Origin of the sequence: Pseudomonas sp. GM80, assembly GCF_000282515.1 — a bacterium.
Lineage (GTDB): Bacteria > Pseudomonadota > Gammaproteobacteria > Pseudomonadales > Pseudomonadaceae > Aquipseudomonas.
The window spans coordinates 1-19,167 of record NZ_AKJD01000167.1; the positions used below are offsets into that span (position 1 = coordinate 1).

Below are 19,167 nucleotides of genomic sequence, written 5' to 3' on the forward strand. Positions count from 1 at the left end.
GGCGATCAGGTCGGCAGGGCGTGCCAGCCGCATCGGCCAGCGAGGCATGTGCGATTTGCCAACGCCAGGCACGTCCAGCGTAACGGTCGTGTAATCGCCCAGTTCAGCGCGCAACGTATCGAAAGTACGGATCAAGCCACCCAGGCCATTGAGGAGCAGCAGCGGCGCGCCTTGTCCGCAGATCGAAACGTTCAACTGCAAACCTTGTACGGTCAAAGTGTGTGTTGTCATGGCGTTCCCTTGCTACAACTTCAGTTCAAACAGAAATGCCCCCGCTCACCTGTGAATCAACCGCAGGCAATCCCAGCGACACCCCCAGATTAGCCAAGTATTCGCCAAACCCTCCGCGACATTTGTAATCCTTGCGGGCGCTGGTGATCACAGGATTCGTTGCCGTCCAGACGATATGCGCGCCAATCCTCTTCAGGTCCGCAACCAAATGGACGTCTTCGTGTGCAGTAAGGTGCTGAAAGCCGCCGGCGTTCCGATAGGCCTCGGCACTCAGGCCCAGATTGGCGCCGTGGATGTGCCGGTGATTCTCGATGAACTGATAATGCTCCATGTACGCTGAGCGAACCCAATCACCATGGTCATTCCAACTATCCACCTCGACTGTCCCACAGACGGCATCAGCGTTGAATTCAATCTGCCGTGCCAACCAATCGGGTGGCACAACGGTGTCGGCATCGGTGAAGGCAAGCCATTTCGCCCCAGCGGCGAGCAAGTGATCTGCACCGGTGGCTCTCGCCTTGCCCACGTTCTGAAAACGCACCTCGACCCCGTCGACACCGTGCGCTGCAACAATCTGTGCGGTCTGATCAGTGCAATCGTCTAAAACCACGACTACGCAAACTGGCTGCCCGGCCAATGCAGGATGTTCAGCGGCGAACAGCACAGACGTCAGGCAGGCAGTGATGTGCCGCTCTTCATTATGGGCAGGTATCACAACACCGATCATACGTAACCTCCGACTACCAAAATGACAGACTCCAGCAGTCGACCTGCTTGCGCTCCAATAGGTTTAAAAAATGATAAGAGCGCCCGCATTGCCGACCGCTAGTCATTTGCGCCGCCAACACTCTGAACTTCCGTTCGAGGTTCCTCCTCTCCCACTTACCATTCCGCTGAAGCAGGTAAGACGTCATGAGAGCACTCACCTACCACGGCGCGCACAGCGTCAAAGTCGACACGGTTCCTGACCCGGTGATCGAAGAAAACGACGACCTCATTCTGCGCGTCACCGCGACGGCGATCTGTGGATCTGACCTGCACCTCTATCGGGGAAAGATTCCAACCGTCGAGCATGGCGATATCTTCGGCCATGAGTTCATGGGGATCGTCGAAGAGACAGGTTCAGCGGTGACCGCCGTGCAACCCGGCGACCGAGTGGTGATCCCTTTCGTCATTGCCTGTGGCAGCTGTTTTTTCTGTCAGATGGACTTGTTCGCAGCCTGTGAAACAACCAATACCGGTCGCGGAGCGATCCTCAACAAAAAGGCGATTCCATCCGGCGCTGCGCTCTTCGGTTACAGCCATATGTACGGTGGAGTGCCGGGTGGCCAAGCGGAATACGTGCGCGTACCCAAGGCCAACACTGGGCCTTTCAAGGTGCCGGGGACGTTGTCGGATGAAAAGGTTCTGTTCCTTTCCGACATCCTGCCTACCGCTTGGCAAGCGGTCACCAATGCAGGGATTGGCCAGGGTTCAAGCCTCGCCATCTACGGTGCCGGGCCTGTCGGTTTGTTGAGTGCCGCGTGCGCGCGGATGCTCGGCGCCGAGCAGATTTTCATGGTCGATCACCACCCCTACCGTCTGGCCTACGCGCAAAAAACCTATGGCGTGATCCCGATCAACTTCGATGAGGATGATGATCCGGCCGACACCATCATTCGCCAGACCAAAGGAATGCGCGGCGTCGATGGCGCCGTCGATGCGGTGGGTTTTGAAGCGAAAGGCAGCACCACCGAAACAGTGCTCGCCACACTGAAACTGGAGGGCAGCAGCGGCAAAGCCCTGCGCCAATGCATTGCTGCGGTAAGGCGCGGCGGCACCGTGAGCGTGCCGGGCGTGTATTCCGGCTTCATCCACGGTTTTCTGTTTGGCGACGCGTTCGACAAGGGCCTGACCTTCAAAATGGGCCAGACCCATGTGCAGCGGTTTCTGCCTGAGCTGCTGGGGCACATCGAGACAGGTCGCCTCTCCCCCGAAGTCATCATCAGCCACCGCATGTCGCTGGAACAGGCTGCTGAGGGTTACAGGATTTTCGATAAACGAGAGGAAGATTGCCGCAAGGTGATCCTGACTCCCGGCAGTCCTCATGTCGCTGTACCGGAGATCGACGATAGCGCAGCGGTTCTGGCTACTTAGCGTGGGTGTTACGCAGCAACGACGAGATTGCTCGGGCATTTAACGAGGGATCTCGTCGTTTTCCTTTCTGGCTTATCGATCAACGGCCACGGCCGATGGCCTGAGTGTTGCGCCAGCGATGTGTTTAAAACACAGGTAGCCCTTCATAAAGCCTGAATCGCATTGAGGGTGGCGACGTAGCCTCGTCACTAACCCAAAGCAGTGTCGAGGAACATCATCACCCCGAAACCGAGCATCAAACCCAGAGTCGCCGGCGTCTCGTGTCCGTTCCTGTGGGTCTCGGGAATCACCTCATGGGACACCACGAAAATCATGGCGCCGGCTGCCAACCCGAGAGCAATCGGATAGCCCAATGCAAAACTGCTGGAAATGCCCAATCCGACGATGGCGCCAATCGGTTCCATCAAGCCCGAGCCCACCGCGATAAGTGCCGCGCGCAGTGCAGAGATGCCGGTCACGCGTAACGCCAACGCCACAGCCAGGCCTTCGGGAATGTCTTGAATGGCGATCGCAGTGGTCAGCGGGAGTCCGACCTTCATATCGCCGTTGGCGAAGCTCACGCCAATGGCCATGCCTTCCGGCAGGTTGTGCAGCGTGATGGCGAGGACGAACAGCCAGACACGATTGAAGCGCTGCGCTTCGGGGCCACGGCGACCGCTTTTCTCGTGTTCATGAGGCACGAATCGATCCAGACCGACCATCAGCGCTACGCCCAATGCCAACCCTGCAACCACCACGCAGGCGGCAAGCAACTGGTTGTCGCAAAGCGCCTGAGCGGCTTCAATGCCGGGCAAAATCAGCGAAAACGAACTGGCGGCCAACATCATTCCGGCGGCGAAGCCGAGCATGATGTCCTGCGTTCGGGCGGCGATATCGCGCAACGCAATCGCGACCACAGCGCCCAACGCCGTCGCCGCGAAGCCAGACATGCCGCCAAGAAATGCGAAGTGCAGATTCTGTTGATTGGCACCGACGAAGGCGCCATATCCGCTGATCAATAGAAAGACTGTCACCCCAATCAGAATTGACCAGAATGCCAGCCCGCCCCACCCGGAGCCTGAGACCCGGGAGACCCAGGAACGAAATGGCGTGCCTGATGAGGTTAACGGCTCGGGCATGCGACCTCCTATTTTCTCGAGTCGGTGTTTTCAGTGGAACCGGATAGCGACCGCAGGAACAGCCTGGAGACACGCTGCGCGTCCCGATCAAAAGCCACGCGGGTAGCATCGAACATCTGCAGAGCAGATGGACTGCGCTGCACGGGTTTCTGGTTAGCCATGGTATGAGCCCCTTTGTATCAGATGAAAAACCGCGCGCCAGATGAGCGCAGCGACCTCAGTGATAATCCTCACCGGCGACCGCCCGCCGATACGCTTCGTCCGCATCCCTTCGCAGGTCGCGCCATTCGCTCAGCGTCAACAGCCCCAACCGATCCATCTCATCAGATTGGCGCAACAGTTCGTCGTGGTAGGCATCGGGGCAGTCCATACGCAGCGCCCGATTGTCCAGCGCACGGTGCCAGGCATCCAAGGCATGCAATCTTGATTCTTGCTCAGGCGTCAGCTGATTCTTGAAAGCATTCATGACACGCACCCCGAAGATTTCCCTGAAAACGTTAACGGGACTGCGCAGCAACATTGCCCTGAGCCCCTCAGAGCAGAGGACGGATGCGTCGACACGAGAGTTCAACGTGGTTGATGAGCGTTCATCCGGAGGTTCACACGCGGGATGGAAATGTGCCGATCCACGCATTGATCCGAGCCACCCGGACGCTCAACGTTAAGGTGATTTTCGGCAGCTGCAAATGACTGCCTCAGCGCCCTTCGCTGATCGACATCGAGCTGATGCGATCACTTGGAGAATCACACTTTGAAACTTGCCAGCGCCAGAACCTACGACAGGCGCGTTGATCTTGTGGCCAGGGAGCTCGCTCCCTGGCCGTTTATCCCGAATCAGCCAGGCACAAGCACTAGGCCGGCTGCTTCAACTCGACGTTATCCAACGCCTTGTTCACCGCCAACTCCCCCAACATCACGACCTGCGCAATCCCCAACAACGTATTGCGGTTCGGCCCTTCCAGCATCCCGGCAAAATCACCGAGCATCACCGTCGCCGAAGCCAAAGACTCACAGGCATTGACCAGCAACGTTTCCGTGTCGGATTGCGGGTTGACCATGAACAAAGTGCTGGGGCTGTATGGCGTCGCCATGATCTTCTCAGGCGCAAGATAATGATCAAGCGCCCGCTCCGCCGCCGCATGAAGCTTCTTCGAATCGAATGATTCATACGGCGGCGCCGGATCTGTCACCGGCGGACTGTTAGTGGTTTCGGACATCAACTGAAACTCCACAAGCACCCATCAAGGCACTCCAAAAAAAATATGAATACCCACCATGTAGGAGCTGCCGCAGGCTGCGATCCCTTGATCTGCTCTTCAACAATCAAAAACAAAATCAACAGATCGCAGCCTACGGCAGCTCCTACACAGAGTTCGCGGCCTAGCCGTCAATGACGCAGCGCTTAGTTCGGCAAGCGGCGACCATCCAGAACTCGATTCACCATCAACTCACTCAGCATGATCACCTGATGCAGCATCAGCATGGTCCGGCGTTGGGAGTTGTCGACGACATCGCTCATGTCACGTGCCATGTCACTGGCGGCGGCCAACGACTCGCAGGCTTCGAGGAGTAGAGTTTCTTCGTCCACGGCGGGATCGATGAGGAAGATCTTGCTGGTTTTGCGGGATGGAATTGAGAGCTTCAGCGAGCCGGGGTTGAGATAAAAGTTGATGGCGCGGTCGGTCGCCTCTCTTATCTTTTGAGGTTCGAGGGTTGGGTCGTACGGGATCGGATCGGCGTCCGGTGGGTTTGGAGTAACTTTGAACATAACAGCACCTCTTTCTTGAAAGAATGAAGAGCCGTCACTTTCGCTACCAAACGAAGGGTGGCGGCCACACGTGGGTTGGTAGACCGGTCAAGACAGAGAAAACCCCGGCGCTCCACGAAGGAGCCCCACGCATGGCCACCATAAAAACGGAGCCTCCAAATGGAGACCACTTAAGGTTGTGCCTTACGGTTGTCGAGAAACGGGCTACCAAACCCGATCACTGTTTTGCAGTGACGGGGAAACGATATAGCCCGATCCATAGTCGTGTATGCCGGCGGATTCTGGCGTACGCGTAGGCAACGGCGCAAGGCGTTGTAGCCTTTGTGGCGTAACGGTTTGTGTAATTTAAACGTGCCTGCGGCGTTGCGTTTAATCAGAGCGAAACACTCATCTCCCATAGAGCTTCGAACATGCTAAGGCTGTAATTGCTACACGGTTCAGTTCACGTTTAGCCGGATGTGCCTCCTACCCAAACAACGAACGACTGCATTCGGTCAGAGGCTGTCCCCCAGTAAAGTGCCTCCGAACGCAGGTTGCGTACAATGCTTCCGTTCTAGTTGCTACTGATCAACGTCAGGATATGGCCAGATCTGAATCGCAGACATCGCCAGCGCCGCTCCCCTGGCGAGTATTTCCTGCTCCGACCATTCTTCATGGTCATGCAGGTCACGGCTGAGATTCAGCTTGCTCCATTTCAAGAGTTCCGGTTTCTTGGCTGCCCAAGCGGAGTTGGACAATGCAGGGTTCAGGCTGCTGGTCACCAGTGTCAGATTGCCTAGCGTATGCTTGATTCGATCACGACGCTGGCTGAATTCCACCTTAATCTGGGGATCATTCTGCACCTCCGCGGGCAGCGGCCAGTACTCCTGCCACTTCACAGGCAGAATATGCTCGATAGTCAACCCCGTCGGTAGGCTGACAGCCTCGCTTTTGGCATGCGCCAGCGCCCGCTCAAGGGCCTCGAGCACCGCCCGCACACGGTACTGCGGCCACCACTGGTACAGCGGGTAGTCGAGTAGCGCATTGCTCAGCTCGCCGTCTTTCGGGAAGCGCACACTTTCCCCTTCGCTGGAGAGCAGGAATGCACCGACCACCTGGGCCGTAATCTGCTTTTCCCGCTCGAGATGACGAATCAGATCGAGGAATAGTCGGTTGTAGTTCTTGGTGGTCAGGCCACAGATCATCCGACGGAACAGATAGGACTCAAGCACCGTCAGGATCGCCTCGAACTCGGTTTGCTGCTGCGGACGCAGTCGCTGGCTACATAGCAGCAGCAACGGATAAACCGTCGAAGTATCGATCACCACGAGGCGCGCCAGAAAACGCGACAGACGAGATCCTGCCGTGGGCGAAGAGAACTGGCGAAAATGCTCGGCGTAGGTCTTGAGCAGCGCCATATGCTCACTGGCAGAGTTGGCCGGTTCGACGAAACAAGAGCCCCAGTCGGCGGTGTGCTGCACGTAGTTCTTGTATTCGTTAAAGATGTGGCCGACACGAATATCGCGGCGCATCGCCAGGGTCAGGAAATGGCGGATGAAGATGTCAATGCGTGGACGGTTTTCCCGCCCCTGCTTCACCTCTTCACGCCAGAACTCGCCATCGAACTCCGCCCAATGCTCTTCGTACAGCGTATCGATATCACCGCCTTCGCTTTGAGCGCGCCGGAACAGAAAGTTCTTGATCAGGTCCGCCGGCAGCAACTGCGTACCACGTGCATTGAGCGTCTCAAAGATCACTTGCGATTCGTCGTCTTCGCCGAGATCAATCACCACCAACTGCAAGCCATTGCGAACCACGGCCCAAAGCGCATCCAGCTGTTTCTCCAGCGACTCTTCGGCTTCTACAGCCTCCGGCCGTAACCACTCCTCGAACTGCCCATAAAAGTACAGGTAGGCGCCGACGATGCCCTGATCGTAGCTGAAGTCCACGCCCTTTTTGCTCGCCTGCTTCAACAACGCATCCGGGCTGCCCGCGCCATGTACCAAGGCAAACGCAAGGCGATCGGCATTGGTTGGCAACAATTTGGGCACCTCTGACGGGTCATCGACCATCGTGTCACTGTTGGAGACCATCGACTCGAAGCGCCCGGCGAAGCGCTCGCTACCCCGGCTGCGGCAAAGGTCGCGGGCGGCGATCAGCAGCAACTGCAAGGTGGTGAAGCGCTGCTGCCCATCAATGACCTGACGGCCCTGCACCGACCCCGTGTCATTACGCAGTTGCTCAAGCACCACGGCACCGAGGAAATGCGGGCGCAGCTTCTCACCAGCCAGCATCACATCGAGCAGGCGCTCGAAGTCCTCCCAGAGCGGCTGCCAATTATCCTCACGCTTCCATACATAGGGCCGCTGGAACAGCGGAATCTGGTAGCACACCGTGGGTTCGAAGATTCGCAGCAGAGGACGGCTGTTGGCTTCCATCGTTCATTCAATCCTTAGTTATTTACTAGCGCAGCCGACTCATCAGCAACTGCTGTCTCGCTCGCGTACAACCCACATACAACCGGTTGCGGAATACCGGCTGACCAAGGTCGTAAAGGTCGATCATTGGCAACAGCACGACATCGAACTCCAGCCCCTTCACATGCAGTACCGACGTGAAGTGCACAAGGTACTTTTTCGACAGATCAATCTGTTCCGATACGCTCATCTTGCGGAAGCTGCCCTCCAGCTCCTGCGCACATAAAGCATGCAGAGACCGGGCGGTTTCCTGGTCGGGCAACACCACAGCAACCGACTGATTTTCAGGGATAGCGGCGATCGTCTCGCATAGATACCTGAACTCTTCTTCACGCCGAGCAAAGCCATGCAGCGTGTAAGCGCCTTGCTCGCTGACCTGATCATGCAGAAGGGCAGCGTCCAGCTGCTGTACATCCGTATCGGCTCCGCGCTCGAACAACTGCCGCAGTACCGCACTTAGCGCAGCGAGATCCGGCTGCCCTTTCTGCCGCAGGTTCTCATCCAGCGCCACAAACTCTGGACGCTTGCCAATAGGGAAGCAATCCGCGATGTGAATTTCCTCGTTGCGCAGCAACTGCTGCGAACGGTCTCCGACCACAGTGATTGCGCTGTAACGCGGATCAGCCTGGGAGGTCATCAAGTAGATCTGCTGCTCGCTGAAATCCTGCACTTCATCGACAAACACGCTCTGATAGAAAGGGGCCTCGCGCAGGCTAGCGGGGAGCTTTGCTGTTACTCCGGCACTGAGGTCGTGAGCCAGGCACAGCAGCAAGTCGATATCCGAATCGCACAGGCGTTGCTCTTCAAGACGCTCCAGTACCTGCCATGCAATGGCCGCATCAGGGAAGCTGTCGGCGTATTCATACAGCGCCTTTGCATACAGCTCCGCGAAGTTCTTCAGCGGCTTGGCCAGATGGTCCAACGCCGCCTGCCGGAATATCTTAAGCACCGAAGTACGGGCCTGTTCATCCTCACCAGGCAACACCTGACTACCGATACCACTGCTGACCCTCAACCACTTCAGCACCTCACCGTCCAGGTAGAGCAGGGACTTGGGCGTACCAAGCACAATGAACAGCTCATTGACAGGCATGAATTTGGTCTCATACCCGTCACCACTCACTAACGATGGCAGCAGAGCGCGGACGCTCGTGCCCGAGAGTGAGGCCTGTACAGCATCATTGAAGGACAAGGGCTGGTTATCCGCCGAGAGGAACTGGTAACAACTGCTCGATACACAGGGCAATGCCTCGGCCCCCTCAACAACACTTGCCCTGTACAGCACCAAAACCTGATTGGGTTGCTGGAACAAATCGACAGGTAACTCTGCCAGCCTTTGCGCCAGCTCCGGAATGCCCTCGCCATAGGCCATGTACTCCCCTACATGAATACTCAGGGTTGCCGGACCCAGGATTCGCTGAGCCAGCGCCTGAATCCTCTCCAACAATTTGGCCCCCAACCGATACAAGGTTCGCTCCGCAGCCAAAGGCGAGAGCAGCTCTTGCACCAGTTCATTAACGCTGGCTGCAAGCGCTTGGCGGGCAGCGGCAAACTGACTGCGCTGCTGGGCAGTAAACCGTTGCAGTTGCTCACTTTCGACCTCAACCAGCAGTTTCTGCAAGTCGGCGGCAATCACCCGCGCCAGCGCAAGCCGGGCGGCATTGAGCCAAGCCAGCGTGGTGGTCAGAGAATGCCCCTCGTCGCTGCTGTGTTTGAAGCGTTTGCCAGTACCGCCCGAAGACTCCAGATGGCGATAGCTGCGCAGCTTGGAGCGCAACTCGTGATACTCAAGCACCGGTAAACCGGGCATACCTAGACGGCTGCAGGTTTGCTTGAGGTACTGGATCAGCTCGGCAGTGCGCACAAAGCCGACGCTGCCGTCCTGGGAGAACTTGCCGGCAAACTCCCCTTCCCAGTAGTCGAAATCGTCGCCGAGAATGGACCGGAACGTCTCACGATCCGTAACTTCATTCGAGTTGAAGTCACAGAGCATCTTGGTCCGCCCGAGCGCCGCCGAGGTCTTGCCAGAGCCCGCAACGCCCTCGACCCACATCGGCCCAACCGGCTCCCGGGAAATGATCTTGTCCTGATTCGGGGTTCGATTCAGAAAAAAGTGCTCATCCAGGCTCATCCGCTCAATTAGCTCGCCGCCAACTTCATCGTCCACATCATCGAGATCGGTAATCGCCAGTGCCGAATCTTCTTCCTCGTCATCGAGAATCTGCAGCCGCAGTGCGGCAGGCACGGACGGTGTCAGCTCTACTGGCACGTCTGCCGGCTGCCCATCTTCTGGTGGGTGTGTAACAACAAGAACCTCTGTCACCGGTGTGTTTAGCAGCCCGGCTTCGTTGGTTGTTCCCTTCGCAGGTTCGAGCAGCTCCTTGCCAGTGGGGAGCAAAACGGCGACAGGCTTCTCCACACTCTCGGTCTTTGCAGGCTTTTTACTCGGCAAGGTGGTTTGCTTGCCTGCTAAATTAGCCGTTGTCAAAAAGGCTCGCAGATCCATGACCTTTCCCTGGCCGTTAGCATTCTCCACGCCCACCGCCAGAAAGTTGCGTGCATGACGCTCCAGTTCTTCCAAATCATGGCGACGAAACTGGCGGGCCTCAGTGACCCGGTAATCACCCCAGGCTTTGGAAAAGCTCTCAAAACCGACTCCTGCCACGGCGCAAAGACGGCCCACCGGTGAGTGCGGAGTGGCATAGCCCGAGCTGGCTTTGGGGTACACCAGCGAGTCAATACCCAGCCGGAATGTAGCAACCCCCTCTTTCTCACGCTCGATCACCAGTGCCTTGCCGTAGGCGTTGCGCTTAAGATTCCGGTAAGCCAAATCGCCTTCACGGATCATATGCTCGGCGTAATCAATAATCCCTTCAAGGACCTCCAGCTCTTCACGGGCGACCTTGCGCAGGGATGCTTCACTAAGCTGCTTTGCCATACCTGTCACTCCTTATCCTTGGCAGAAAACGCCCACGCCCAACGTAACCCGATAGTCAGGGTAAATCATTTATCTTATTAGCATTGGCATTAGGCCAGTACCGCTGCGTCGAAAATGTCTTGAGCCTATAGCGGTAACCCACGCACGGCATCTAACGTCCAGTAGCGGCCAATTGCTGGTCTACAAAAGTTGGAGCTATTCACTCCTCATATTTCATGTGACATTGGTTCATCTGCTTCAAAGATTTGGTTCAGGCTGAACGCTACTTCATACTCAAAAAGCGAGACATTAGGAACTGCCACGATAGCGTGACGTAGGTTTGAGCTGATGGATTTCGCGACGATGACGCCCTTCACCATCTTCCCGTGCGCAAGGTTCTTCTTGATCCAGCCCATGTAGCGGCTGATCTGACCAATGGCACGATCTGCCACACGTCCACGTTTCAGTTCAAAAATCACGAACGCGTCATCTGAATCAAGTGCGAGTATGTCGATTGGCCCAACATCGGTAGGGTATTCAACTCCATCACGACCTAGAGTGTCGACATAGAGGCGAAGGGATTTATCTTCCAGTTTCAGTGATTCGATGTTGTGAGATATGAAGTCGCGTAGCTGCCATTCCAGCTCAAAAACTGTCTCTCGATCTGAATCTGGCGTGTCTTCGTCTCCAAGAGTCAGGTCTTCGTCTTCGATGGCTTGAATAGCTGTTTTAGGTGTGCCGGGATGCAGGACCAGAACCTGTGTTTCAGTTTCTTCAGTGACCCATCCCATTCGAGTGAATGCACGACGAAGCTGCTGAGAATTCGTGTTTGGATCGATAGGTGGTGCTTCATTAGGATTCTGACGGCACCATTCCTTCATCGGATAGAGCGTGTGCCCCCCATCTAAATCGACCAAAACAACAGAGTATTTCTTGGGTGGCTGCATCTCGGGGCGTCCATGACTGATTTCCTAAGATTTGCAGGTTAGCTGGTGGGTGGTAGGAATACTACTTTGGCAACATTGCTCGCCTATCGCCACCGGTGGCAACGCGCAGCTGTCAGCTGATTATGGTTACTACTCATGCTGTTCTAGGGACAGAAGTCGGTGGGCTAAGTGTACGCTTTTGGCCGATTTCTGCCTGTCGCAACTGACCGAAATCGACTCATACCGGCCGGTCATAGCCGGCGGACTTTCATCCAGCGAACAGCTAAGGGATTTATGTCCCAATTATTCGATCTCGCAGCCGGCGCTATCTAGCTGCGAAGCCGAGTCAAGGTAGGCGAACGAGACTGCGCATAACGACACTTTCGTTAAATTGCGCACAAAAAGCCTACTGGAAAGAGCTTTTGTTGTAGTCGAGAGTTCTTGGAGCTATCAAAAGGTCGAGCGGGGCTTTAACAAAGCAGCCAAGAATGAGCCGTCCTCTAATGACGCGGTAGTCAGAGGTTGAAATACCTTAGTGCTTATTTCTATTTTGTTCTTTGTTCCATTCCTAGGCGAATACACAACAAAGACACTAATGGTGTCGGTGTGCATAGGGTGCTTAACCATGCCCGAAAAAAATGTGAGCCCATGGCTGGTTTCTTCTTCGTATTTTGCAGAAAGCATGGTGAACGCTTTCCTGATGGCAGCTTTGTTGATGTGGTAAAGCTCTTGGCTCTCCTGGGTTTTGACGCTTCTGGAAATCACGTTGAGAATGTGATTTGCCGCTTTAGTATCGAACCAGTTTTTTACTAGAAAAAAAACTAAGAGCGATGCGCCATATGTAGGGATAGCAAGAACGATCGCCGCGAATAACGACAGAAGAAAATACATAGAGATCCTTTCCTTTCTTTAATGAGCAGTCAAAATCAATGCCAGATTTTTAGCCGTGAGTGTGCGCAAAGCAATGCCAAAAAGTTGCTGCGTCTACGAATAATAGACGCTTGGTTAAAACGGCTCATCCGTTTCCAAGAGATTGCTGTAAAAATCCAACCCCTTACCCTGAGCAACCGTTGCAGCACCGCGCATCATGAGGTTAAACCGAGGATCGTTGGTAAACTTGGCTTGATCAACGTCATAAACGCAAAAACCTGCTGCCGAGAGCAGTACAGCAGCATATTTCTTGTCTGTGTCCACCAACTCTACCGCCCAAAATACCAAGGCGTTAGCAGCCAAAGCCTTTTCATCGTGCTCCATGATCCAGTCGGGGAATGAAGGAAAAAACTGCTCGGCATGGGCCCACATTGCGTCGATTTCGCCAATGATTTTGGGGGGAATTGGCGCCTGCATGGCTGCAAAAGCACTGATCAGACCACCGTGCATTTTTCCTTTGGCTAGCTTGATTGTGGCTTTGAAAGGCCATGAACTTAAAACCTTGAATAAAGCCCCGAGCATGTCGCGCGTCCTTACTATCGTGAAAACCTGAGCATGCCAGCCGCACGGCCATAAGCCATCGAAAAACGAACGAAGAAGTCACTTGGGAGCTCGCGAGGGGTGCATGGCTGCGAATAACGACTATGGTGAATCCGGTCACGACTGAGCCCCGGCCCTAGCTCGAACGCATTCGTAGCTTCGCCTAAAATCGCTGCGGAGCCCTCTTCAGATCAGTCAAAATTTAGTCTGTCCCGACTGACCGAAAATGGCCGAAAGGAGGCCTAGCGGGAGCTACTCCCCCGCATAACAGATATGGCCGCGTCCTTGAACTAGCGGCCACTCACCCCTTCTTCCTAAACAGTTTTTCCACGTAGTACGTCACGCTCCACCGATCCTTCGGCCGCGGCTTATAGTGCGTTTTATTCCTCTGCCCCGGCTCCCCACCCACCCCACTCGCCGTGTAGTAATAAAGCGCAATCGACCGCCGCGTAACCCCTTCCGGCGTAGTCAACGGCTCCGGATGCCCGTGGTTACTGTCCTTGTCCGTATTAAAAATCACACACCGGTTATAAACCGGTAGCACCTTCTTCAGGCATTTCTTCATCCCCACATCCCAAAGCTCCAGGTTGCCGCCGTACGCCTCCTGCCAGTCCTCGGTCAGGTAAATGATCACGTTCAACCGTCGCTCAACGTTGAGCTTTTTGTTCAGCCGAAAATCCGAGTGCACGCCCAGGAAGCCGCCGGTTTTGGTTTCGTGTAATCCGCCGCCCGCAAAATAAGGATCTGGAATCAGCCCTTGAATGCCGGTGAGTTTTTCGAGGAATTCGAGCATCGGTGCGGAGTTGAAGGTGTTGAAGACGTTCTTCAGGTACGGGCTGCAGGCGTTGGGGCTGATCTGGCGTTTGAGTTGGCCTTTGTAGCCGCGCTCGTAGATTTGTTCGTTGCTGGTCGGTTCGACCGGGAAGTGTTCGCGGATGCTGGCGATGACGTCGGCGTGCAGGAAGTTGTCGATGACGATGTGCGGGAATGGCGTGGCTTGGGTGTATTCGCCGGTCAGCGATTCGCCGAAAGCGCTGGCGGCGTTTTGGTCGAAGTCGAGTTCCGGGGTCAGGGTGATGGGGAGTGTTTGCGTGTTGGCTTGCATTGCCGCTCCAATGTTTTTTGGGCTTTCAGGGCGGGTCAAACAGGGCCTGGGGCTTGGCGCGGGGCCTGTGTTTGCTCGCTGAGTACAGTGGCGAGCAGGTTGCCATGTCGGCAATGGCCTGCCGAGTGTCCTTTGCTTAAACGTGGTGCGGCGGTGTTACGGCATGTTTCAGGCTGTCACAAACGCGTCATATTTCCTCTGCTAGTCTTCTCGGCGCCCTGCCCCACCCCCCTGTACTAGAGCCCACAACCGAAGGTGCCGCCAAGGTGTTTCCGTCTCCCGTTCGCCAGCAAATCATCCTGCGCTCCGACAATCTCCGTTCGGACGACTTCGGTGCACTTTTTTCGAAGTTGTTCGGTAATCGCTATGCCGACAATCCGCCGCTGCCGGCGAACATCATCATTGGTGGGGTTTATGGGCGGCATGAGGGGGTGAGTTTTCGGCGGATGCATTATCGCGGGGATTTCACCGTTGCCTTTCCCGACCCACAGGATGAGATCACGTTCGTCATCCCCACGGCCGGCAAGATTGTGTTCAACCACGCGACCGAGTCCATCGGCGTTTGCCAGGTTGGTTTGGCGATCGATAAGGCTGACATCCGCTCGATGCGCTTTTTTGATGTTCACGCGCATCACGGGATGTCGATCAATCGGCATCAGCTCACTGAGCGATTGGCGGCGCTGTTGGGTAAACCGATTCTGGAAAGGATTGTGTTTGAGCCGAGCGTGAATCTGGATTCGGCGGCGTTTCAGGGGATCAAGGCGTTGATTGATCTGGCGACGGGGACGGAGTTTGATTTGTTGATCAACAGCGGGACGTTGATGCCGTCGCGGTTGCGGGAGATGTTGATTGATGCGGTGCTGGAGGCGTGGCCGCATAACTTTTCCGAAGCGTTGCGGCGGCCGACGGCGACGGTTGCGCCGCGACATGTGAAGTTGGCGGTGGAGTTTATTCAGGCGCATCCGGAGCAATTGGTCAGTGGCGTGGATCTGGCGCGCTTGAGCAATGTCAGTCAGCGGGCGTTGCAGGAGGGGTTTCGGCGGTTTGTCGGGATGTCGATTGTGGGGTATCAGCGGCAGGTGCGGCTGGAGCGGGCTTATGAGGTGTTGAAGCAGCGGGATGCGGGGTCGGTGACGGAGGTGGCGTTAAGGTTTGGGTTTAGTAATGTGGGGCGGTTTTGTCAGTATTTTCAGGGGGCTTATGGGGTGAGTCCGGCGGAGTTTCGGGCTCGGGGGTGAGATTGTCGGGTGTTTGGAATGCAGTTTTTGGTGAGGGGATTTATCCGATAGCCATCACCATTCACTGGAAACGTCCATCTTGGTGAGCAGCCAGAAACAGCCAGTCCTGCGTGGCTGAACATTCCTCAATCTGAGGCGGCTAGCGCGTCTGTAGAGTTTGTTAATATCCGTCGCGTTCTGATAATCGAGCACACCGAGATGCTAGCCAGGCTTGCTGGGCTGGAAGGAGCCAGAGCCGTTTCACTTCCTCGTCGATCGCGTTTGCAGGCATCTAACTATCAGCTTCCTTCCTAACGCCGAGACGGCAGCATCGCACTTCGATCGCATTAATGAAGATCACTCTGCTGGCAGCGCGAGACTTGCACAGGAAATTTGTCGTTCAAGGAGAGACCTTATGAAGAGTGCAGTTCTAGCTCTGACTTTCACGAGTTGCATGACGCTGTTGGTTGGCTGCACGACCACGGCGCCCGACAAGTCGAACACCTTCACTTTCACCGCAGATCTGCCGAAGAATTTCGCATACGTCGCGACGGTATGGTACGTGCCCGCTAAAGGCCAAAAGTGCGACTTGGCTAAGCGCGACAATCTGAATCCGCAATTCAACCGTGAGTGGCGGAAGGCATATAAACCGGATTCGCAGATTGAAATACGCCGAGTCAGTAAAGGCTGTGAGTTGGTGATCTATCAGATAGACCTCGAAATCAACGCTACCTATGGTGATGATTTCGGAGACATGGGAAGAGACTCGGCGGGAATTTCCGTGCGCGAGGATCTCTTGAGCATGGACAAAGGCGTCTTCAACACTACCGGCGAGAGCGAGTTTTCTGGCCAATGCCAGTGGATGTTCCGTACGGTGGGTGGTTTGCGTCGACTGACCAAAATTCTCGACTGTAAAACATACGATCAGGCTGGCAAGCCAATACCCGGCAAGCCTTCTGCCGCGTTTACCCTGGATCAACTGCCAGGTAAGACCGTACGGTTGAAAATCAATCTCGCCGAGGAAGAGCGACCTTACATGAAGGACACTTGGGTCAAAGTGCCTAATGGCTGGAAACGCTGTATGGGTAAAGGGTTCAAGGATCCGTACGCATTTTGCTATGGCAACGACAAGGACTTCAGCAGCTTCATCATGCCGGATGGGAAGAGCTGCACCATTTATCCTGGTTGTACTGAAAACAAGGAAGGCCCTCCTTGACGGTAAAGCCTATAGAAGCGTGGGAAAAGGCAGTGTTCAATCAGCATTTCCATGCCTGCTCGTTGAGCGGACGCGTCGTCAGCATGGACATGTCATTGGTGCTATTCGTCATTTTGACGTCGACTCTATCGTTTAGATCTTCGCGGGCACTCGGGAAGCTTATGGGGTGAGTCCTGCGGATTTGCGTGGGCGGCGTGGTGAGTCTGTTGGGGGTGATGTTGTCTGTTCGGGCGCCATCGCTAGCAGGGCTAGCTCTCACAGGGATTTGTGGGGTGATTTAGATTGATGGCATTTCACGAAACCTGTGGGGCTGGCTTGCCAGCGATGGCAGTGGGTCAGGTAATGAAGAGGTTGGCTGTGCTGGCCAAATCGCTGGCAAGCCAGCTCCCACAGGGATTTTTGCTGTGCCAGGGATTAATGGCAAATCACAAAACCTTTGGTGTTTTTTGGAGTGGGGTCGTCCTTTACCCTGGTGTGTTTCAGAACGCGTAGCTGGCCTTCAGGCCGCCGTTGAAGCCGTGGCTGTCGCCGCCGCCATTGGCGCCCACTTCTGCGCCCAGGCTGAGGGCGCCGAGGCTGGCCATGACGTTTACCCCGCCGCTGAATTGGTCGCGATTGTCGAAAGCGGCGCGTTGTTCAATGTCGAGCCCCAGCAGGTGGCTTTGGCTGTCGACTTCGTTGTCGCCCAGTGTGCGCTCATAGCCCACTTGTACGCCCGGCACCAGTTGCCAACTGCCCATCGCCACGGGCGCGAAACCTACGTTTAGGTTGGCGACGGCGCTGCGGCGGGTGGCGGTGTTGTCGTCGACGTCGAGCGAGAGTTCGCTGCCCTTCTCTTTGAAGCCGTTGAGGTCGAGGTGGCTGACGCGCAAGCCGAGGCTTGGTTCGAAGGTCATGCCGTTGACCGGGGCGCGGTAGCCGAGGGCCAACGTGGCGCCGGTGAGGTTGCCGTGGGTGTTGCCCTTCGCGGTGCCGAGGCCGCCGCCCAGGTCGCGTTTGCTGTCGTAGTCGATGTAGCCGGCGCTGGCGTTGGCGTCGAGGAACAGGCCTTGTTCCAGGCTGGTAAAGCCGTAGCGGGCGCCGACGTTGAGGAAGGTGAAGTCGGTGTCGGCTTCGCCACCCGCACCGCCGACGGTGCCTTTGCTGTAGCCGAAACCGCCGCGTGCACTGAGTCGTTCGCTGAAGCGTTGGGTGACGCCGACCATCAGGCCTTGGCTGTGTTCGTTGCTGCTTTCGGCATGGGCCGAGCCGTCGGTGCCGAGGTAGCCGGCGAGCGCGGTGGTCCAGAGGCGATATTGGCCGACTTTGAGGTCGCTGCCGCTGGCGAACGGTGCGGCGGCTTGTTCGATCATCGCGTTTTGGCGCAGCAGGTAGCTGACGGCGTCGGCGTGTACCTGGCCGCCGACTTGGGATTCGACTCCGCCGAGGGTGCCGGCGTCGATCGCCGATTGCAGGTAGTAGTTGTAGGCGCTGTAGGTGCCGGACAGCTCGGTGTTCTGCAATTGGCGTAGCAGTTCGGCACCGGCAGCGGCGTTGCCGATCAGCCCGGCCTGACCCGGCAGGCTGTTGTATTCGACGAGTTTGCCGCGCAGGACGTAGATGGTTTCCTGCGACAAACCGAGGCCTTGTTTGAGGTAGTTGTCCATGGTGCCGTATTGCGCGGTGACTTCGTCGAGGCCGGCTTGCAGGTAGCTGGCCTGCACGCCGAGCAGTGGGCCGTAGACGGCAGCCATGCTCGGCGGCATCGCCTTCAACGTGGCGGCGACGCGGGCGGCGGTGTAGTCGTTGGTGGCGAGGTAGTTGGCCATGATGGTCGCGTTATCGACGCCAGCGATGCTCTGCAACACGGCGGCGGTCCAGCCGGTGCGGTCTTTGCCGGCGGTGCAGTGGAACAGTTGCGCGGCGTCGACGCTGGCGAGTGCGTTGAACAGGTTGCCGAACTGGCTGCGCATGCCGGCGTCGCTGACGAAGGCGCGGTTGGTCTGCTCCATCATGGCGATGGCGTCGGCGGCGCTTTTGAAGGAAATGTTGGTGATGTTCGAGCCAGAGGTGGTGCTGCCGATGATGTCGATGTTCTGGTAGGTCGCGCCGCTGATCAGGGTGTCGGGGGTGGCGGCGATTTCGCTGGGGGTGCGCAGGTCGTAGATGGCTTTGATGCCGAGGCTGTTGAGGGTCGCCAAGTCGGATGCCGTCGGGGTCAGCGCGTTGGAGCGGTAGAACACGCCGCTGCGCATCGTGCCGTCGTGCGCCGTGGTGTACGCGGTGGTGATGCCGGCGATGTCACGGAAGTTGTCGATGCCTTGCAAGCGCGGCGTGTCGAGCGGCACGGACTCGGCAGCATGGGCGGCGGCGATGGACAGGCTCAGTACGGACAGCGAACACAGAAGACGTTGAAACACAGTGCAGCCTCATTGAATAAGCGTTGGGCTGGTCACTATGGGTAAGCAAGTGATACTGAATATGACAGTTTTGCTTTGAAGCGAAATGGCTGCGCGATTGGGCCGTGGGGTGCGTGATTTGTCCATGTTGGAGGTGGGATGGCTGTGCGCCAGGGATGGCGGAGCCATGGGCACACGCTGTCTGTAGGAGCAAGGCTTGCCCGCGAAG

General features: G+C 56.5%; 15 protein-coding genes and 1 pseudogene. 3 read left to right on the forward strand and 13 right to left on the reverse strand.

Annotation, left to right across the window (positions count from 1 at the left end):
- Together PMI37_RS23095 and PMI37_RS23100 are read right to left on the reverse strand one after the other, a co-directional pair.
- Window positions 1-231 (reverse strand): annotated as a pseudogene (locus PMI37_RS23095) (alpha/beta fold hydrolase); the annotation flags it as partial.
- A 25-nt stretch (window positions 232-256) separates the two neighbouring features.
- The gene (locus PMI37_RS23100) at window positions 257-958 is read right to left on the reverse strand and encodes a glycosyltransferase (protein WP_008085540.1); all 702 of its coding nucleotides are present in this window, start codon (window positions 956-958) and stop codon (window positions 257-259) included.
- A gap of 185 nt (window positions 959-1,143) precedes the next feature.
- Here PMI37_RS23100 and PMI37_RS23105 point away from each other — a divergent pair, with 185 nt between their 5' ends.
- Complete coding sequence (locus PMI37_RS23105; RefSeq protein WP_008085542.1) at window positions 1,144-2,367, forward strand: zinc-dependent alcohol dehydrogenase; 1,224 nt, start codon at window positions 1,144-1,146, stop codon at window positions 2,365-2,367.
- A 188-nt stretch (window positions 2,368-2,555) separates the two neighbouring features.
- Here the strand turns inward: PMI37_RS23105 and PMI37_RS23110 are convergent, their stop codons facing one another.
- The 10 genes from PMI37_RS23110 to PMI37_RS23155 all read right to left on the reverse strand — a co-directional run bounded on the left by PMI37_RS23110 (window position 2,556) and on the right by PMI37_RS23155 (window position 14,127).
- Window positions 2,556-3,485 (reverse strand): ZIP family metal transporter, encoded by a 930-nt coding sequence (locus PMI37_RS23110; RefSeq protein WP_008085543.1) that lies wholly within the window; start codon window positions 3,483-3,485, stop codon window positions 2,556-2,558.
- A gap of 217 nt (window positions 3,486-3,702) precedes the next feature.
- Complete coding sequence (locus PMI37_RS23115) at window positions 3,703-4,005, reverse strand: hypothetical protein (protein ID WP_008085546.1); 303 nt, start codon at window positions 4,003-4,005, stop codon at window positions 3,703-3,705.
- Window positions 4,006-4,336: 331 nt separating this feature from the next.
- Entirely contained in the window at window positions 4,337-4,702 is a 366-nt protein-coding gene (locus PMI37_RS23120; RefSeq protein ID WP_008085547.1) for a DUF6124 family protein, read from the reverse strand.
- Window positions 4,703-4,887: 185 nt separating this feature from the next.
- Window positions 4,888-5,253, reverse strand: a complete 366-nt coding sequence (locus PMI37_RS23125; protein ID WP_008080779.1) for a DUF6124 family protein — start codon at window positions 5,251-5,253, stop codon at window positions 4,888-4,890.
- Window positions 5,254-5,813: 560 nt separating this feature from the next.
- Window positions 5,814-7,670, reverse strand: coding sequence for a DUF262 domain-containing protein (locus PMI37_RS23130; protein WP_008085548.1), 1,857 nt, complete (start codon window positions 7,668-7,670; stop codon window positions 5,814-5,816).
- A gap of 25 nt (window positions 7,671-7,695) precedes the next feature.
- Complete coding sequence (locus PMI37_RS23135; RefSeq protein ID WP_008085549.1) at window positions 7,696-10,647, reverse strand: ATP-binding domain-containing protein; 2,952 nt, start codon at window positions 10,645-10,647, stop codon at window positions 7,696-7,698.
- A 206-nt stretch (window positions 10,648-10,853) separates the two neighbouring features.
- Window positions 10,854-11,573: an endonuclease NucS domain-containing protein gene (locus PMI37_RS23140; protein WP_008085550.1), complete on the reverse strand. Its 720-nt coding sequence runs from the start codon at window positions 11,571-11,573 to the stop codon at window positions 10,854-10,856.
- Between the two features lie 429 nt (window positions 11,574-12,002).
- Window positions 12,003-12,443, reverse strand: coding sequence for a hypothetical protein (locus PMI37_RS23145; protein ID WP_008085551.1), 441 nt, complete (start codon window positions 12,441-12,443; stop codon window positions 12,003-12,005).
- A 114-nt stretch (window positions 12,444-12,557) separates the two neighbouring features.
- Window positions 12,558-13,004, reverse strand: a complete 447-nt coding sequence (locus PMI37_RS23150; RefSeq protein ID WP_008085557.1) for a hypothetical protein — start codon at window positions 13,002-13,004, stop codon at window positions 12,558-12,560.
- Window positions 13,005-13,323: 319 nt separating this feature from the next.
- Window positions 13,324-14,127, reverse strand: a complete 804-nt coding sequence (locus PMI37_RS23155; RefSeq protein ID WP_008085559.1) for a 2OG-Fe(II) oxygenase — start codon at window positions 14,125-14,127, stop codon at window positions 13,324-13,326.
- 266 nt (window positions 14,128-14,393) lie between these two features.
- Between PMI37_RS23155 and PMI37_RS23160 the strand changes: the two genes are divergently transcribed.
- Together PMI37_RS23160 and PMI37_RS23165 are read left to right on the forward strand one after the other, a co-directional pair.
- Window positions 14,394-15,365 (forward strand): AraC family transcriptional regulator, encoded by a 972-nt coding sequence (locus tag PMI37_RS23160; protein WP_008085561.1) that lies wholly within the window; start codon window positions 14,394-14,396, stop codon window positions 15,363-15,365.
- Between the two features lie 394 nt (window positions 15,366-15,759).
- Window positions 15,760-16,560, forward strand: coding sequence for a hypothetical protein (locus PMI37_RS23165; RefSeq protein WP_008085564.1), 801 nt, complete (start codon window positions 15,760-15,762; stop codon window positions 16,558-16,560).
- Window positions 16,561-17,039: 479 nt separating this feature from the next.
- On the opposite strand, the gene PMI37_RS23175 is transcribed toward PMI37_RS23165, so the two are convergent.
- Window positions 17,040-18,959 carry a tyrosine-protein phosphatase gene (locus PMI37_RS23175; protein WP_008085566.1) on the reverse strand — a complete coding sequence of 640 codons (1,920 nt, stop codon included), beginning with the start codon at window positions 18,957-18,959 and terminating at the stop codon, window positions 17,040-17,042.
- Window positions 18,960-19,167 lie beyond the last annotated feature (208 nt).